Origin of the sequence: Streptomyces sp. OZ13, assembly GCF_052068155.1 — a bacterium.
In the GTDB taxonomy this organism is placed as follows: domain Bacteria; phylum Actinomycetota; class Actinomycetes; order Streptomycetales; family Streptomycetaceae; genus Streptomyces.
Genome location: NZ_JBQHCZ010000004.1, coordinates 516,822 through 531,089, shown reverse-complemented (window position 1 = coordinate 531,089; position 14,268 = coordinate 516,822). Strand labels below are relative to the sequence as shown.

14 protein-coding genes are annotated in these 14,268 nt (G+C 70.9%); 3 read left to right on the top strand and 11 right to left on the bottom strand.

Features of this window, described 5'->3' with window-relative positions; translation table 11 throughout:
* Positions 1-429 precede the first annotated feature (429 nt).
* Positions 430-873 carry an ATP-binding protein gene (locus ACTMTU_RS12735; RefSeq protein ID WP_441263570.1) on the bottom strand — a complete coding sequence of 148 codons (444 nt, stop codon included), beginning with the start codon at positions 871-873 and terminating at the stop codon, positions 430-432.
* Between the two features lie 111 nt (positions 874-984).
* Positions 985-1,338, bottom strand: coding sequence for an STAS domain-containing protein (locus tag ACTMTU_RS12730; protein WP_003967428.1), 354 nt, complete (start codon positions 1,336-1,338; stop codon positions 985-987).
* A gap of 78 nt (positions 1,339-1,416) precedes the next feature.
* On the opposite strand from ACTMTU_RS12730, the gene ACTMTU_RS12725 reads away from it, so the two are divergent.
* Positions 1,417-3,900, top strand: a complete 2,484-nt coding sequence (locus ACTMTU_RS12725) for a DEAD/DEAH box helicase (protein ID WP_441263569.1) — start codon at positions 1,417-1,419, stop codon at positions 3,898-3,900.
* Here the strand turns inward: ACTMTU_RS12725 and ACTMTU_RS12720 are convergent.
* The 7 genes from ACTMTU_RS12720 to ssd all read right to left on the bottom strand — a co-directional run bounded on the left by ACTMTU_RS12720 (position 3,836) and on the right by ssd (position 9,140).
* Positions 3,836-4,201: an Rv3654c family TadE-like protein gene (locus ACTMTU_RS12720; RefSeq protein ID WP_441263568.1), complete on the bottom strand. Its 366-nt coding sequence runs from the start codon at positions 4,199-4,201 to the stop codon at positions 3,836-3,838. The genes ACTMTU_RS12725 and ACTMTU_RS12720 overlap by 65 nt on opposite strands.
* Complete coding sequence (locus ACTMTU_RS12715; protein WP_441263567.1) at positions 4,198-4,863, bottom strand: TadE family type IV pilus minor pilin; 666 nt, start codon at positions 4,861-4,863, stop codon at positions 4,198-4,200. Before ACTMTU_RS12715 ends, ACTMTU_RS12720 begins: the two co-directional genes overlap by 4 nt.
* Before the next feature lie 142 nt (positions 4,864-5,005).
* The gene (locus ACTMTU_RS12710; protein WP_005314364.1) at positions 5,006-5,206 is read right to left on the bottom strand and encodes a DUF4244 domain-containing protein; all 201 of its coding nucleotides are present in this window, start codon (positions 5,204-5,206) and stop codon (positions 5,006-5,008) included.
* Positions 5,207-5,258: 52 nt separating this feature from the next.
* Positions 5,259-6,044, bottom strand: a complete 786-nt coding sequence (locus ACTMTU_RS12705; protein WP_441263566.1) for a type II secretion system F family protein — start codon at positions 6,042-6,044, stop codon at positions 5,259-5,261.
* The gene (locus ACTMTU_RS12700) at positions 6,041-6,877 is read right to left on the bottom strand and encodes a type II secretion system F family protein (protein WP_441263715.1); all 837 of its coding nucleotides are present in this window, start codon (positions 6,875-6,877) and stop codon (positions 6,041-6,043) included. The genes ACTMTU_RS12705 and ACTMTU_RS12700 overlap by 4 nt, the downstream gene beginning before the upstream one ends.
* A gap of 14 nt (positions 6,878-6,891) precedes the next feature.
* Positions 6,892-8,040 carry a TadA family conjugal transfer-associated ATPase gene (locus ACTMTU_RS12695; RefSeq protein WP_441263565.1) on the bottom strand — a complete coding sequence of 383 codons (1,149 nt, stop codon included), beginning with the start codon at positions 8,038-8,040 and terminating at the stop codon, positions 6,892-6,894.
* The gene (gene ssd, locus ACTMTU_RS12690) at positions 8,037-9,140 is read right to left on the bottom strand and encodes a septum site-determining protein Ssd (protein WP_441263564.1); all 1,104 of its coding nucleotides are present in this window, start codon (positions 9,138-9,140) and stop codon (positions 8,037-8,039) included. Before ssd ends, ACTMTU_RS12695 begins: the two co-directional genes overlap by 4 nt.
* A 535-nt stretch (positions 9,141-9,675) precedes the next feature.
* Here ssd and ACTMTU_RS12685 point away from each other — a divergent pair.
* Entirely contained in the window at positions 9,676-10,524 is an 849-nt protein-coding gene (locus ACTMTU_RS12685; protein ID WP_441263563.1) for an HAD family hydrolase, read from the top strand.
* Positions 10,525-10,933: 409 nt separating this feature from the next.
* Here the strand turns inward: ACTMTU_RS12685 and ACTMTU_RS12680 are convergent, their stop codons facing one another.
* Positions 10,934-11,764, bottom strand: coding sequence for an oxidoreductase (locus ACTMTU_RS12680; RefSeq protein WP_441263562.1), 831 nt, complete (start codon positions 11,762-11,764; stop codon positions 10,934-10,936).
* Between the two features lie 103 nt (positions 11,765-11,867).
* On the opposite strand from ACTMTU_RS12680, the gene ACTMTU_RS12675 reads away from it, so the two are divergent.
* On the top strand, positions 11,868-12,854 hold the full coding sequence (locus tag ACTMTU_RS12675; protein WP_441263561.1) for a nucleotide-binding protein: 987 nt from the start codon (positions 11,868-11,870) through the stop codon (positions 12,852-12,854).
* A 77-nt stretch (positions 12,855-12,931) separates the two neighbouring features.
* On the opposite strand, the gene ACTMTU_RS12670 is transcribed toward ACTMTU_RS12675, so the two are convergent.
* A complete protein-coding gene (locus tag ACTMTU_RS12670) occupies positions 12,932-14,230 on the bottom strand; it encodes a hypothetical protein (RefSeq protein ID WP_441263560.1) in 1,299 nt (432 codons plus the stop codon).
* Between the last annotated feature and the right edge of the window lie 38 nt (positions 14,231-14,268).

Below are 14,268 nucleotides of genomic sequence, written 5' to 3'. Positions count from 1 at the left end.
CGGAATGATCAGCGGACATTGAGACCGGATCCCTGCGCGACGCCGATCTGCCCCTCCGGCGCACCGGCCCCAGGACTGTCCGGTCCTGCACGGTGGGATCAGAGCGTGACGGCTCAGAAGACGACGATCAGGGCGCCACGGCTCCGCGGTCGAGGTCTCCGGGACAGGGGGCTCCGAGGCCGCTCCGGGACCGACGGGCGCGGGGACCGACACTCAGGGGGCCGAAGGGCCCACGGACCGACACTTGGGGCCGACAGCTGTCGGACCGCCGGCTCGGGGCCGAAGCTGTCCGACCGACGGCTCATGGGGCGAAGGGCCGGCGGACCGACCGGCTCCGGGAGCACAGGGCCCACGGCTACGGGGCCGACAACTGTCGGACCGGCGGCTCGGGAACCGATGGGCTCCAGGACGACTCGGAAGGTGACGACGTCAGGGCGCGACGGCGAACGATGTCGCCGGCCAGCTCATACGGATGACACCGCCGTCCTCGGTGGAGGAGACCTCCATGTCGTCGACGAGGCCGCTGATGACGGCGAGGCCCATCTCGTCCTCGCCCTCCGCGTCGAGCTCCTCGGTGCCCTCGCTGCGTCCGCCGGACACGGCTGTGGAGCCGGCGCCCGCGTTCGGGACCTCGTCACCGACCTCGATGGAGAAGATCTTCTCCTCATCGGCCAGGACCACCCTTACGGGCGCGGTGATGCCATGGCTGCGGTGCAGCCCGACAGCGCGACTGCAGGCCTCTCCGACGGCGAGCCGGACCTCGTCCAGCACCGCCTCCTCGACTCCGGCACGACGAGCCACGGCAGCGGCAACCAGTCTCGCCGTCCTGACATGTTCGGGCTGGGCGCTGAAGCGGAGCTCAACGGTGGCCATGCAGTCCCCCTCGGACGTACGGGCGTGCCTCTCGACGTACGGGCGTGCCTCTCAGAGGCCCGGGCTGGATGCCCGGGGCCCCTCTTGCTTCCGGCAGTCTCCGGCCGACCGTCAGTCGGTCGCCGCGACAGCTTCGTCGACCGTGGTGTGAATGGGGAACACCTTGGTCAGACCCGTGATCCGGAAGATCTTGAGAATGCGCTCCTGGTTGCAGACCAGGCGCAGGGAGCCCTCGTGGGCACGCACACGCTTGAGCCCGCCCACGAGCACGCCGAGGCCGGTGGAGTCGAGGAAGTCCACGCCCTCCATGTCGACAACCAGGTGGTAGCTGCCGTCGTTCACCAACTCGACCAACTGCTCGCGCAGCTTGGGCGCGGTATACACATCAATCTCGCCACCGACCTCGACGACCGTACGGTCGCCACCAGGTCCGGACACATTGCGAGTCGACAGGGACAGGTCCACGGATCCTCCAGCACCTTGCTATCGAGCGGCCGCCCTTCAAGTCTCCCCGACGGAGCCGGAGGACGGTCGCCAGCCGCGATGGCATTCAATCACTTACCAGCAGCCATGCACGACGCCTTGGGACCATTGTCCGTCACGCCAGTGACACACTCGGTGCCGATGGCCATGAATCACCGTCCCAGTCGACCGCCCGGGAGCGTGGAAAACCGCCCCTCCCCCAGCACGGTCCTCGACCGGCTCACCGCTGGTGCGAGCCGGGCTGCGCGCATCACTCATACGGAGCACCTGCCCCCTCGACCGGGCAGGCATGCCGTCTGGCCGGACCGCATCCGGGCAGAAGTGATCAGCGCCGTCCAGCAGGCCGGGATCGAGCACCCCTGGGCCCATCAGGCAGCCGCTGCCGAGCATGCCCTCAACGGCGAATCCGTGGTCATCGCGACCGGCACGGCGTCCGGCAAGTCCCTCGCCTATCTGGCCCCCGTACTGAGCACGCTGCTCGACGGCGCGGAGGCTCCGAACGGCAGGGGCACCACCGCGCTCTACCTGGCGCCCACCAAGGCGCTCGCCGCCGACCAGCGACGCGCGGTGAAGGAGCTGGCGGCCCCGCTCGGCAACCGCATCCGACCCGCCGTCTACGACGGCGACACGCCGGTCGAAGAACGCGAATGGGTGCGCCAGTACGCCAATTACGTCCTCACCAACCCGGACATGCTGCACCGCGGGATACTCCCCGCCCACCCACGCTGGTCCTCCTTCCTGCGCTCACTGCGGTACGTCGTGATCGACGAGTGCCACACCTATCGCGGCGTTTTCGGCTCCCATGTGGCCCAGGTGCTGCGCCGTCTTCGCCGGCTGTGCGCGCGCTACGGTGCGAATCCGGTCTTCCTGCTCGCCTCCGCCACGTCGGCGGAACCGGCCGTCGCGGCGGGCCGGCTCACCGGCCTGCCCGTGCACGAGGTCGCGGACGACGCCTCCCCGCGCGGAGAGCTGGTCTTCGCGCTGTGGGAGCCGCCGCTGACCGAGCTCCAGGGCGAGAAGGGCGCGCCCGTACGCCGCACCGCGACCGCGGAGACCGCCGACCTCCTGACCGACCTGACGGTGCAGGGCGTCCGCAGCGTGGCCTTCGTACGCTCCCGCCGCGGCGCCGAGTTGATCTCCGTGATCGCCAAGGAGCGCCTCGCCGAGGTGGACCGCTCCTTGCCCCGGCGTGTCGCCGCCTACCGGGGCGGCTATCTCCCGGAGGAGCGCCGGGCACTGGAGCGTGCCCTGCACTCCGGTGAACTCCTCGGTCTGGCGGCCACCACCGCCCTCGAGCTCGGTGTGGACGTCGCCGGCCTGGACGCCGTCGTGATCGCCGGATACCCGGGCACACGGGCCTCCCTGTGGCAGCAGGCGGGCAGGGCGGGCCGTTCGGGTCAGGGAGCCCTCGCCGTGCTCGTGGCCCGGGACGACCCGCTGGACACGTTCCTCGTCCACCATCCCGAGGCCCTGTTCGACCGTCCGGTGGAATCCACCGTCCTCGACCCGGACAACCCCTACGTGCTGGCCCCCCATCTGTGCGCGGCAGCCGCCGAGCTTCCCCTCACAGAGACCGACCTGGAGCTCTTCGGTCCGGGCGCGGCGGACCTCATGCCCCAGCTGGAGGCCGCGAGGCTGCTGCGGCGGCGGGCCTCCGGCTGGCACTGGACCCGTCGCGAGCGTGCCGCCGACCTGACCGACATCCGGGGCGGCGGCGGTCGGCCCGTCCAGATCGTCGAGTCCGCCACGGGCCGGCTGCTCGGCACGGTCGACGAGGGCGCCGCCCACACAGCGGTCCACGACGGCGCCGTCCACCTGCACCAGGGCCGTACGTACCTGGTCGACAAGCTCGACCTGGAAGACTCCGTCGCCCTCGTCACGGAGGCCGGACCGCCCTACTCGACCACCGCACGCGACACCACGTCCATCTCCGTACTCGAAACCGACATCGAGATTCCGTGGGGAGACGGACGCCTGAGCTACGGCTCCGTCGAAGTCACCAACCAGGTCGTCTCCTTCCTGCGGCGCAGACTCATCACCGGCGAAGTCCTCGGCGAGTCCAAGCTCGACCTGCCTCCCCGGACCCTGCGCACCCGTGCCGTGTGGTGGACGGTCACCGAGGACCAGCTGGACGCAGCCCGGATCAATCCGGAGCAGCTGGGCGGGGCCCTGCACGCCGCCGAGCACGCCTCCATCGGGATGCTGCCCCTGTTCGCCACATGCGACCGCTGGGACATCGGAGGCGTCTCCGTGCCGCTCCATCCCGACACGCTGCTGCCGACCGTCTTCGTGTACGACGGGCACCCGGGCGGGGCGGGCTTCGCCGAGCGGGCCTTCCACACGGCCCGCGAGTGGCTCAACGCCACCCGGGAGGCGATCGCCTCGTGCGAATGCGAGGCGGGCTGCCCGTCCTGCATCCAGTCGCCCAAATGCGGCAACGGCAACGATCCGCTGCACAAGCGGGGCGCGGTCCGGCTGCTCACGGAGCTGCTCCGGACGGCGCCGGCGGCCCAGGAGACTCCGGCGGACCCGCCCGCGCCCTGACCGCCGGGGCGTAGGGGCCGAAACGGGCCGTCGCGCTCACGTCGGCGATCTCGCCCGTCAGGGAGCACCGGACGAGCTGCGCTCCCTGAGCGCCGGCCACCCGGCCCGCGGTCGCACAGGCCTCGGCCGTGCCCCGCAGAGCGTTGTCGGCCGCGGCGAGGGCCGCGAGGTCGGCCGCGGCTCCCGCCCGGTGCCGGGCGACCACGGCCTGGCCCATCGCCAGGATGATCGCGAACATCGCGCACAGCACAGTCGTCGCCATCGCCGCCCACACGGTCGCCGAGCCACGGTCCTCGCTCACGGCGCCACCTCCGCGATCGCCGCTGTGGCTGTGCCGGGCCGTTCCGGGCGCTCCGCCCTCGGTACGCCGACGGCGCGGGCAGGCCCTGTGTCGCTACCGCGGCCCCCTCTGTCCGCACGCATCAGCACAAGGCCCTCTCCCCGCTTCTGAGCGCCGGCCCGGTGTCTGCGGACCGGGGAGGCCGGGGCGGGGCCTGAGAGCCCCGTCAGGGCCGATGCCGGGGCCTGGGCGGCGTTCCGCGCGGTGTCCCCGGGCGTCCGGTCCCGTGCCGCTTCCCCTGTGATGACCTGTGGACCGGTGTCCCGCACGACGACCGCGCCCGGCGCGACCGCGTTCGGTCCCTGACCCACGGAGTCCTCGGCGAACGCGACGGCCTCCGCGCTCAGCGTCAGGTCGAGCGCGCCCGGCCCGGGCGTGTCCGCCTCGACGCGTACGCGCCACAGGTCACCGTTCCGTGTGAGGGTGACCGCGGAGCCGCTCGGTGCCGCCGAACGGGCGGCGGCGACCGCCGCGGCCCGTGGCTCCGACCGTGCCGCCGCGCGAGCACCGGCCCGCGCGGCGTCCACACACTGGATCTGCGCCGAAGCCGCCATCAAGGCCCAGACCAGCCCCATGGTGAACATCACCAGCGCCGGCACCGCGACGGCTGCCTCCGCCGTCACGGATCCCTTGTCCCCGAATTCCTTGCCGTCACCCTTGCCTTGGGCGTCACCTCGGCCGGGGTCGCCTTCCGGGCCTCGCCCTGGCCGTGCGCCTACCCCTGGACCTGACCGTGCCCCGGCCCCTGCGCCGGCGGAAGGCGCCTCAGAACTGCGCATCGAGCGCCTTCCCGATCACGGCTTCCAGCGCTCCCGAGACGGTGCCGCTGGTGACGATCTTGTAGAGGACCGCCGCGAAGGCGCACGCGGCGATCGTTCCCATCGCGTACTCGGATGTGGTCATACCGTCGTCGGTGCGCATCCTGCGCCTCAGCGCGGTCAGCCGAACCCGCATCGCTTGCCACATGGTGAACCCCCTGATGTCGAAATTGCCGTCTGTGTCGTCGCGTTGTCTGTCGTCAGTTGCCGTGCAGGAGTCCGCCCGCCAGGCCGATCACCACGGGCGCCACGCCGACCGCGAGGAAGGCGGGCAGAAAGCACAGCCCCACCGGCGCCGTGATCAGTACCTGCGCCCTGCGTCCCCGGCCCGCCACGGCGCGGGCACGCTCCGCACGGAATCGCTCCGCGAGCCGGGACACCGGCTCCGCGGCCGGAGCTCCGGTGGAGTCGGCCCGCTCCAAGCAGCGGGCCAGCGGCTCCGCGCCCGGTATCTCGCCGAAGCAACCCCACGCGGGCGCCGGTTCCGCACCGAGCCGCAGCTGCGCGGCAGTCCGTGCGAGGCGGCCACCGACCGGGCCGCCCAGGGATTCGCCGACCGCCTCCGCCGCCTCCCGCGGGCCCGCTCCGGCGGAAATGCACGCGGCCATCAGGTCGGCTGCCAGCGGCAGTTGACGCGCAACTTCCTTACTGGCGTCCGCCTCGGGCGCGCCGGCGTCGGTCCGCTGCCGACGGTCCCGCTGCCATCGGTGCACTCCCATGGCGGCGACAAGTCCCACTGCGCCGCCCGCGGGTCCGCCGATGAGGAACCAGCCGACGGCGACCACGCCCAGCGGAGCCGCCCAGGGCCTGGCCCTCCCGAAGTCGATACGCCTGCCGCGGACTTCGAGCCCTGACCGCAGCAAGGCCATGCCCCTCGTGCGCACCTTTCCCTCTCGCCGCTTCGCCGCCACCAGGGAGACAAGGCAGGCCATGGCGGCGAGAACTCCCGCGGTCGTCCCCAGGCTGTGGACGGCCTCGCCGCTCATGCCTCCCCTCCCGCACGCACGATCCGTCCGGCCCAGCACAGCCCTGCCGTCTCCAGCAGCCCTCCGATCACCAGACAGGCGATGCCGGCCGGGCTGTGGAACAGCACATGCAGCGGTTCGGCCCCGAGGGCCCAGCCCATGGCCAGACCGGCGACCGGCAGCAGCGCAAGCAGCACGATGGTCGACCTAGCGCCTGCCAACTGCGCTTTCAGCTCCTCTCGTTGATCCATCTCGGCGCGCAGGGCCGCTTCCAGACGGTCCAGCCCGGCCGCCAGGCCGGCACCGCTGTCCACGGCGACCCGCCAGCACGCCGCCACCCCGGCCAGTCCTTCCGCGCCCGGCTGTCGCGCCGCCGTGCGCAATGCCTCGGGCACGTCTCCGCCGAATCTCGCCGCCGCCAGCACCTCGGCCTCCGCATCCCCGAGGACGTCCGTCGCCGCCGCGGCGAAGAGCAGTGCCTGTGCCGGCTGCAGACCCGCCCTCAGCTCCCCGGCTGTCGCCCCGCACAGGCCGATGGCGCCCAGGGCCCGCCGGTCCTCGTCGTTCCTGCGTTCCCGGGCCCGCAGCCACCGCCGCACCAACGGCACGGCGACGGCTCCCGCAGCCAGCGGCAACGGAGATTCGCCGGCGACAGCCACCGCGGCTCCCGCAGGCAGGCACCACCACTCCTTGCGGAGCCTGATCAGGGGCAGGAGCCGTTCCCACGACCACCACGGCGGCAGAACCACCGCCCCCGGGCCCGCGAACATCAGCCGCGCCCTTCGCAGTTCCTGCTCCTGCCCGCCGGTCAGCAGCCAGGCAGCCGCGATCAGGCACACCGCCGCCGCGCACATCGACTGGACGGCTGTCACAGCGCATCACCGACCAGGGTCCGCAGCCGCTCCCAGCCTGCCTCCGCCGCGAACGCCCCCTTGGCCCATCTCAGGGCGGGCACCGTCACCACCAGTCCCGCCGCGTCCCGCTCCAGCACATGGATCTCTGCCAGCCGCCGCCTGCCTGCCCCGTCCCGCACGAGGTGGATCACCACCGCGAGAGCAGCAGCCAACTGGCTGTGCAGCGCGGCCCGATCGAGCCCGGCCGCGGTGCCCAGCGCCTCGAGCCGAGCCGGCACGTCCGCCGCCGCGTTCGCGTGGACAGTGCCGCAGCCGCCTTCGTGGCCTGTATTGAGGGCCGCCAGGAGTTCGGTCACCTCCGCGCCCCGGACCTCTCCGACCACCAGCCGGTCGGGGCGCATGCGCAGGGCCTGCCTCACCAGGTCCCTCAAGGTCACGCGTCCCGCGCCCTCCTGGTTCGCCGTGCGCGACTCCAGGCGCACCACATGCGGATGCTCGGGTCTCAATTCGGCCGAATCCTCGGCCAGGACGATGCGCTCCCGCTCCCCGACCATCCCCAGCAGGGTGCTCAGCAGCGTCGTCTTCCCCGAACCGGTCCCGCCGCTGATCAGGAACGAGAGCCGGGCCTCGATCAGGGCCCGCAGCAGCCTGTCCCCGCCGGGTGGCACCGTGCCGGCGGTGACCAACTCTCCGACCGAGAAAGCACGGGGCCGCACGACGCGCAGCGACAGGCACGTCGAGCCGACGGCCACGGGAGGGATCACGGCATGCATGCGTGTCCCGTCGGGCAGTCGGGCGTCCACCCATGGACGGGCGTCGTCCAGCCGCCGCTCTGCCACCGCGGCGAGCCGCTGGGCCAGTCTGCGCACCGACGCCGCGTCCGCGAACGTCACCTCGGTGAGCTCCAGGCCCCTGCCCCGGTCCACCCATACCCGGTCGGGCGCGGAAACCAGCACGTCCGTGACCGACGGGTCGGCCAGCAGCGGCTCCAGCGGCCCCGTGCCCACCAGCTCGCAGCGCAACCGCTCCGTGCCGCCCAGCACTTCGGCGTCGCCCAGCAGCCGGCCCTGCGCCCGCAGGGCCGCGGCCACGCGGGCCGGCGTGGGCTCCGCGCCGCTCTCCGCCAGGCGCTGCCGTACTGCCTCCAGCAGTCCGGAGCTCATGCGGTGCCCTCCCCCACCAGCGCACGCTCCCAGAACGCGGTGCAGAACCTTGCGAGCGGTCCGCGGCCGCTGCCGCCCGGTGGCGCTCCGGCGGTCTGCGCGGCCGCCAGTCCGGGCTCTGTCGGGAGCTCACCGGCGAGCGGCAGTCCGAGGGCGGCCGCCACCCACTGCTCGTCCAGCCCGGGCGCGTAAGGACCGCGGCACACCACCCGGAGGTCCGCCAGGACCATGCCCACGGCGGAGGCCACCCTGTTCGCGGCGGCGACCGCTCGCAGCTCGCCCGGCACGACGAGCAGCCCGAGATCGAGCTGGGCCAGGGCCTCCGCCACGCCCTCGTCGACGCGCCGGGGCAGATCGACGACCACCACTCCGCCCCGCCGGCGGGCGGCCGCCAGGACGGACCTCATGGCCTCCGGTGGGATGACGACGGAATCGCCGCGGTCCCAGCTGAGCACGCGCAGCGCGTGCAGTTCTGGCAGCGACTCCTCCAGCGCACCGCCGGCGACACGGCCTTTCGAAGCGGCGAAATCCGGCCATCGCATGCCTTCCGTGTGCTCGCCTCCGAGCAGCACGTCCAGTCCTCCGCCGAGCGGATCGCCGTCGACGAGCATCGTTCGCCGTCCGCCGCGTGCGGCGGTCACAGCAAGAGCGGTGGCCAGGGTCGAAGCCCCTGCGCCGCCACGGCCGCCGATCACGCCCACGGTCAGCGCCTGACGCCCGACGCCTTCGGCCACGTCCGCGATCCGGTCGACCAGCCAGCTCTCCGCGTCGGGGAGCCGCAGCACGCAGTCGGCCCCGATCTCCACGGCTCGCCGCCATACGTCGGGGTCGTCCTGGTCCCTGCCCACCAGGAACACCCCGCGCCTGCGCGAGGCGCCGTGGCAGCGCGCGGCGGCATCGTCGCCGACGAGGACCAGCGGCGCTTCCTCCCAACCGCCCTTCCTTTCCGGCAGCGAATGGTGGACCTCCGGCTCTGCACCCGCTGCGGCGCACAGCCGCAGCAGATCGTCCAGCAGCTCCATGTCCTCGGTGACGATCAAGGGTCCGCCAGGCCGCTCCTCCGCGGCGCGCGAGCGGTCCGATGTGATGGATCCGGCCACGATCTCCACCCCTTCCCTCTGCGATCTCGCATCGCATCGAGATCCGTGATTCCTTCGGCCCGCGACTTACGCGGCTGGAATCACGGTGCGGCCCAGTGAAAAATCGTGTGGATCTTGCTGAAAAACTGTGGACAACTCGCCACTTGTGAATATCCCGGTAGCTCATACCGGTGAGCGCTTGATGACTCATGGACAGATCCTTGAGCCGCACTGCACACTCTTCGGAAGGCTCTCGGAGAGCATCCCGACGACTACAGTCAGTGACCAATCCGGGGGTAGGCCGTCCGGTGCCGTCCTGATCCGACCGAAGGGCGAACACCGGCGCCGGAAGCGCGGGAGAGCCGGGAAAACGTGCCCGGACATGCGACGACCCCCGCCGGGGGGGAGAGCGGGGGTCGTCTCTCCGGCCGACTCGGGGGGGGAGGAGCCGGACCGGGTTAGCACGGTCGCGAACGATCCGTGACTTCCATGGTGTACCCGAGAGCCTTCTCAGGCAAACCCACACGCCCGAGCGTACGCCGAATGGCGGGCACATATGCTCTGCCTCGTGGAAAACCACTCCTTGCCGCGCACAGCCGCCTTCTTTGACCTGGACAAGACGGTCATTGCGAAGTCATCGACTCTGACCTTCAGCAAGTCCTTCTACCAAGGCGGGCTGATCAACCGGCGCGCCGTACTGCGTACCGCCTATGCCCAGTTCGTTTTTCTCGCGGGCGGTGCGGACCACGACCAGATGGAGCGGATGCGCGAGTACCTCTCCATGCTCTGCAAAGGCTGGAACGTCCAGCAGGTCAAGGAGATCGTCGCCGAGACGCTCCACGACCTCATCGACCCGATCATCTACGACGAGGCCGCCTCGCTCATCGAGGAGCATCACGCCGCCGGCCGCGACGTAGTGATCGTCTCCACCTCCGGCGCCGAGGTCGTGGAGCCGATCGGCGAGCTGCTCGGCGCCGACCGCGTGGTGGCCACCCGCATGGTGGTCGGCGACGACGGCTGCTTCACCGGCGAGGTGGGCTACTACGCCTACGGCCCCACCAAGGCGGAGGCGATCCGGGAACTCGCCGAGTCCGAGGGGTACGACCTGGCGCGCAGCTACGCGTACAGCGACTCGGTCACCGACGTCCCCATGCTCGCGGCCGTGGGACATCCGTACGCGGTGAACCCGGGGCGAGGGCTGCGCCGTGAGGCGGTCCTGCGCGACTGGCCGATTCTCGACTTCCACCGTCCGGTGCGCTTGAAGCAGCGACTGCCCGGCTTCTCGATGGCACCGCGGCCCGCCCTGATCGCCATGGCCGCCGTCGGAGCGGCAGCGGCTACGGCCGGGCTCGTCTGGTACGCCAGCCGCCGGCGGACCGCCGCCGCGCAGACTGCCGTCGGCTGATTCGCGCTGTCTCCCGGAGTACGGACCCCCGGGAGACGGGTCGGCGCCCGTCGATCAAGGCACATTCGGTTCGCCCGTATTTGAACCTAAAAGTAAAGAACTCCAGGCAGGCCTTTCCTATCCGTGGCCGCAGTAGTACAAAGGAGTCACGGCCCGCGAGACCGAGTACATCCGAAAGGATCACCTGTAACGCAGAAGGCCCCACGGACCGAAGCATGAAAACTGAGCACCCACGCGACGTCGACCCGTCGATTACGGGCCAGCCGCACCAGGTGACGGGCAAAGTTCCCGACCTGATGGGCAACATTTCGAGGACGCATGGTAACTCGGGGCTCGTGCCAGCGGCGGTACCGGAAGCGGTACCGCCGCAACCCGTTCCCGGGACTTTCCGCAGCTCAGGAAAGCAGCCTCAGGCGGCGCCGCGCTGAAGCGCCTCGCACACCGCCGTCGACTCCCTGACGCCGAGCTCCACCGCGCGGCCGCAGTGGGCGATCCACGCGGCCAGCCCCTCCGGCGTTCCGGTCAGATACGCCTCGAAGGCGGCGACATATGCGGCTCTGCCCTGCTCGGCATGGCCCACCTCGGCCGGGCAAATCGATTTCGGGTCGAGCCCGCTGCCGACGAGCACGATCCGCTCGGCCGCCCTGGCGACCAGCCCGTTGCAGGAGCCGAACGGCCGCAGGGCCAGGAGTTCGCCGTGCACCACCGCGGCCGTCACCAGGGCAGGCGCTTCGGTGCCTGCGATGATCAACTCTGCCAGACCGTCCAGTCGGCCCGTCACCTCGGCGACGTCCGGCAGCGGCGCGTTGATCAGCGGCTCGTCCACGGTCTCGCCGGGCAGGCGCGGGCGTCCCACGGTGTCGTCGTCGCCCGCGCGGCCGGCCGCGACAAGGTGCAGCCGAGCCAGGACGCGCAGCGGCGACTGCCGCCAGATGGAGAGCAGTTGACCTGCTTCGGCGGTGAGCCGCAGGGCGGCGCCGACGGTGCGCGCCTCCGGCTCGCTGCCGAAGTCGGTACGCCGGCGCACCTCCTCCAGGGCCCAGTCCGCTCCGGACAGTGCGGCGGAGCCACGCGCTCCGCGCAGGGCGGCCTCGGAGGTGATCTCGTTGCTGCGGCGGCGCATGACCCGGTGTCCGTAGACCCTGTCGACGGCCTTCCGCACCGAATCAACGGAGTCGGCAACGCCCGGCAGGGCACCGAGGGCGGCGAGGGGATCGGCCGGCGAGGCGTTCGTACTCATAAGTAGCGAGGTTACGCGCGCGAGGGGGTCCGGCCCACATTGGAGTGGTCTTCCTCACCCTTCGAGGCAACCCGAAGCAATCGCTCCGCTACTCTAGGTGAACATGAAGATCGCTTTCGTAGGGAAGGGTGGCAGCGGCAAGACGACCCTGTCCTCCCTCTTCATTCGTCACCTGGCCGCCAACGAGGCGCACGTCATCGCGGTGGACGCCGACATCAACCAGCACCTGGGGGCCGCGCTCGGTCTCGACGAGGCAGAAGCGGCGTCGCTGCCCGCGATGGGCGCCCATCTGCCGCTGATCAAGGATTATCTGCGCGGCTCCAACCCCCGCATCGCCTCGGCCGACACGATGATCAAGACCACCCCTCCCGGCGAGGGATCACGGCTCTTGCGCGTGGTCGAGGACAACCCGGTGTACGACGCGTGCGCCCGGACGGTCCGGCTCGACGACGGCGACATCCGTTTGATGGCCACCGGCCCCTTCACCGAGTCGGATCTCGGGGTTTCCTGCTACCACTCCAAGGTCGGAGCGGTCGAGCTCTGTCTGAACCACCTCGTGGACGGCCCGGACGAGTACGTGGTGGTCGACATGACCGCCGGCTCCGACTCGTTCGCCTCCGGGATGTTCACCCGCTTCGACATGACGTTCCTGGTGGCAGAGCCCACCCTCAAGGGCGTTTCCGTGTACCGCCAGTACAAGGAGTACGCCCGCGACTTCGGGGTGGCCCTGAAGGTCGTGGGCAACAAGGTGCAGGGTGAGGACGACATCGCGTTCCTCAGGGAGGAAGTCGGCGACGACCTGCTCGTCACCGTGGGGCACTCCAACTGGGTACGCGCCATGGAGAAAGGGCGTCCGCCCCGCTTCGAGCTGCTGGAGGCGGACAACCGCATGGCCCTGCAGAGCCTGCAGAACGCGGCGGAGGACTCGTACGCGGCGCGGGACTGGGAGCGCTACACACGGCAGATGGTGCACTTCCATCTGAAGAACGCCGAGAGCTGGGGAAACGCCAGGACGGGAGCCGACCTGGCGGCGCAGGTGGATCCCTCGTTCATGCTCGGTGAGCACGCCCCCGTCGCGCAGCCCGGTTGACGCCGACGGCCAGTCCCGTCCCCGGAGTCGGGGACGGGACCGGCCGCTGTCACGCGCGCTCGGCGCCGGCCGTCAGTTCATCGCTTCTCGGCCGGCTTCTCGGCCCGGTTCTTGGCAGCCTTGTCAGCCGGCGGAGCCGCCGGAGCGACCGGCTTGGCCAGGAACTGCGTCCAGCCGCCCTTCGGCGCCTCGCCGACGTCGAGACCCCGCATCTTCTCGATCACCTTCGGGTCCTGTGCGTCCAGCCAGTCCACGAGTTGACGGAACGACACGCACTTCACGTCGCTCTTCACGCACACCGTCGCGATCGTCTGCTCGATGGCACGCATGTAGGTGCCGCCGTTCCAGGACTCGAAGTGGTTGCCGATGATCAGCGGTGCGCGGTTGCCCTCGTAGGCGCGGTCGAAGGCCTGGATCAGGCCGTCGCGCATCTGGTTGCCCCAGTAGACGTGCTTCGACGGGTCGCCCTTGGCGGTGCCGGACTGGTTGACCATGAAGTTGTAGTCCATCGCCAGCGTCTCGAAGGCACGGCCGGGCACCGGGACCAACTGGAGGGAGAGGTCCCACAGACCGAGTTCCTTCTTCGGCCACACCTGGTTGTTGACGCCGCTGGTGTCGTAGCGGAAGCCGAGCTTGCTCGCGGCGCGGATGAAGTTCTCGCGGCCCTCGAGGCACGGCGTGCGGGCGCCGATGAGTTCCTTGTCGTAGTCGAACGGAAGCGGGTCCATTGAGGCCAGGCCCGCGTTCGTCTTCCAGTTCTTGACGAAGGACCTGGCCTGACTGATCTCGCTCTTCCACTCCTCGACGGACCAGGTGCCCACCCCGCCGTCCTTGCCGCAGAAGTGGCCGTTGAAGTGGGTCCCCACCTCGTTGCCGTCCAGCCAGGCGGCACGCAGCTCGCGAACGGTGTCCCTGATCCCGTCGACGTCGTTGAAGCCGATGTCGGAGCGGCCGGCCGAGTGCTGCGGCGGGTTGTACATCGTCCGCTTCTCCTCGGGGAGGAGATAGACGCCGCTGAGGAAGTACGTCATCGTCGCGTCGTACTTCTTGCCGACCTCACGGAAGCGCGAGAACAGTTTCTGGCTGTCCTCACCGGCACCGTCCCAGGAGAAGACCACGAACTGCGGCGGCTTCTGGCCGGGCTTGAGGCGTTCGGGCCGAAGGAGCCCCGGCTGGGCGCCGGTGAAGGCCGTTGAACCGTCACCGATGAGGCGTACGGCGCTCTTCGGCGCGGCGACACCTTCCTTCCCGCCGGAAGCGCCCTGTTCACCGGCCGAGCCGCCCGGCGCCTTCGATCCGGAGCACCCTGCGAGACCTGCGATCAGCGCCGTGGCGACCGTGCCGACGGCGACGACCCTCTTCGTGGCGGCCAACATCCGCCCACCTCATTCCTGTGCCAATACGACTGTCTGAC

Coding starts and splice junctions, on each gene's coding strand:
- ACTMTU_RS12735 (WP_441263570.1), bottom strand. CDS start 873: ATGGCCACCGTTGAGCTCCGCTTCAGCGCCCAGCCCGAACATGTCAGG.
- ACTMTU_RS12725 (WP_441263569.1), top strand. CDS start 1,417: ATGGCATTCAATCACTTACCAGCAGCCATGCACGACGCCTTGGGACCA.
- ACTMTU_RS12710 (WP_005314364.1), bottom strand. CDS start 5,206: ATGTGGCAAGCGATGCGGGTTCGGCTGACCGCGCTGAGGCGCAGGATG.
- ACTMTU_RS12705 (WP_441263566.1), bottom strand. CDS start 6,044: ATGAGCGGCGAGGCCGTCCACAGCCTGGGGACGACCGCGGGAGTTCTC.
- ACTMTU_RS12700 (WP_441263715.1), bottom strand. CDS start 6,877: ATGTGCGCGGCGGCGGTGTGCCTGATCGCGGCTGCCTGGCTGCTGACC.
- ACTMTU_RS12695 (WP_441263565.1), bottom strand. CDS start 8,040: ATGAGCTCCGGACTGCTGGAGGCAGTACGGCAGCGCCTGGCGGAGAGC.
- ACTMTU_RS12685 (WP_441263563.1), top strand. CDS start 9,676: ATGCTCTGCCTCGTGGAAAACCACTCCTTGCCGCGCACAGCCGCCTTC.
- ACTMTU_RS12680 (WP_441263562.1), bottom strand. CDS start 11,764: ATGAGTACGAACGCCTCGCCGGCCGATCCCCTCGCCGCCCTCGGTGCC.
- ACTMTU_RS12675 (WP_441263561.1), top strand. CDS start 11,868: ATGAAGATCGCTTTCGTAGGGAAGGGTGGCAGCGGCAAGACGACCCTG.
- ACTMTU_RS12670 (WP_441263560.1), bottom strand. CDS start 14,230: ATGTTGGCCGCCACGAAGAGGGTCGTCGCCGTCGGCACGGTCGCCACG.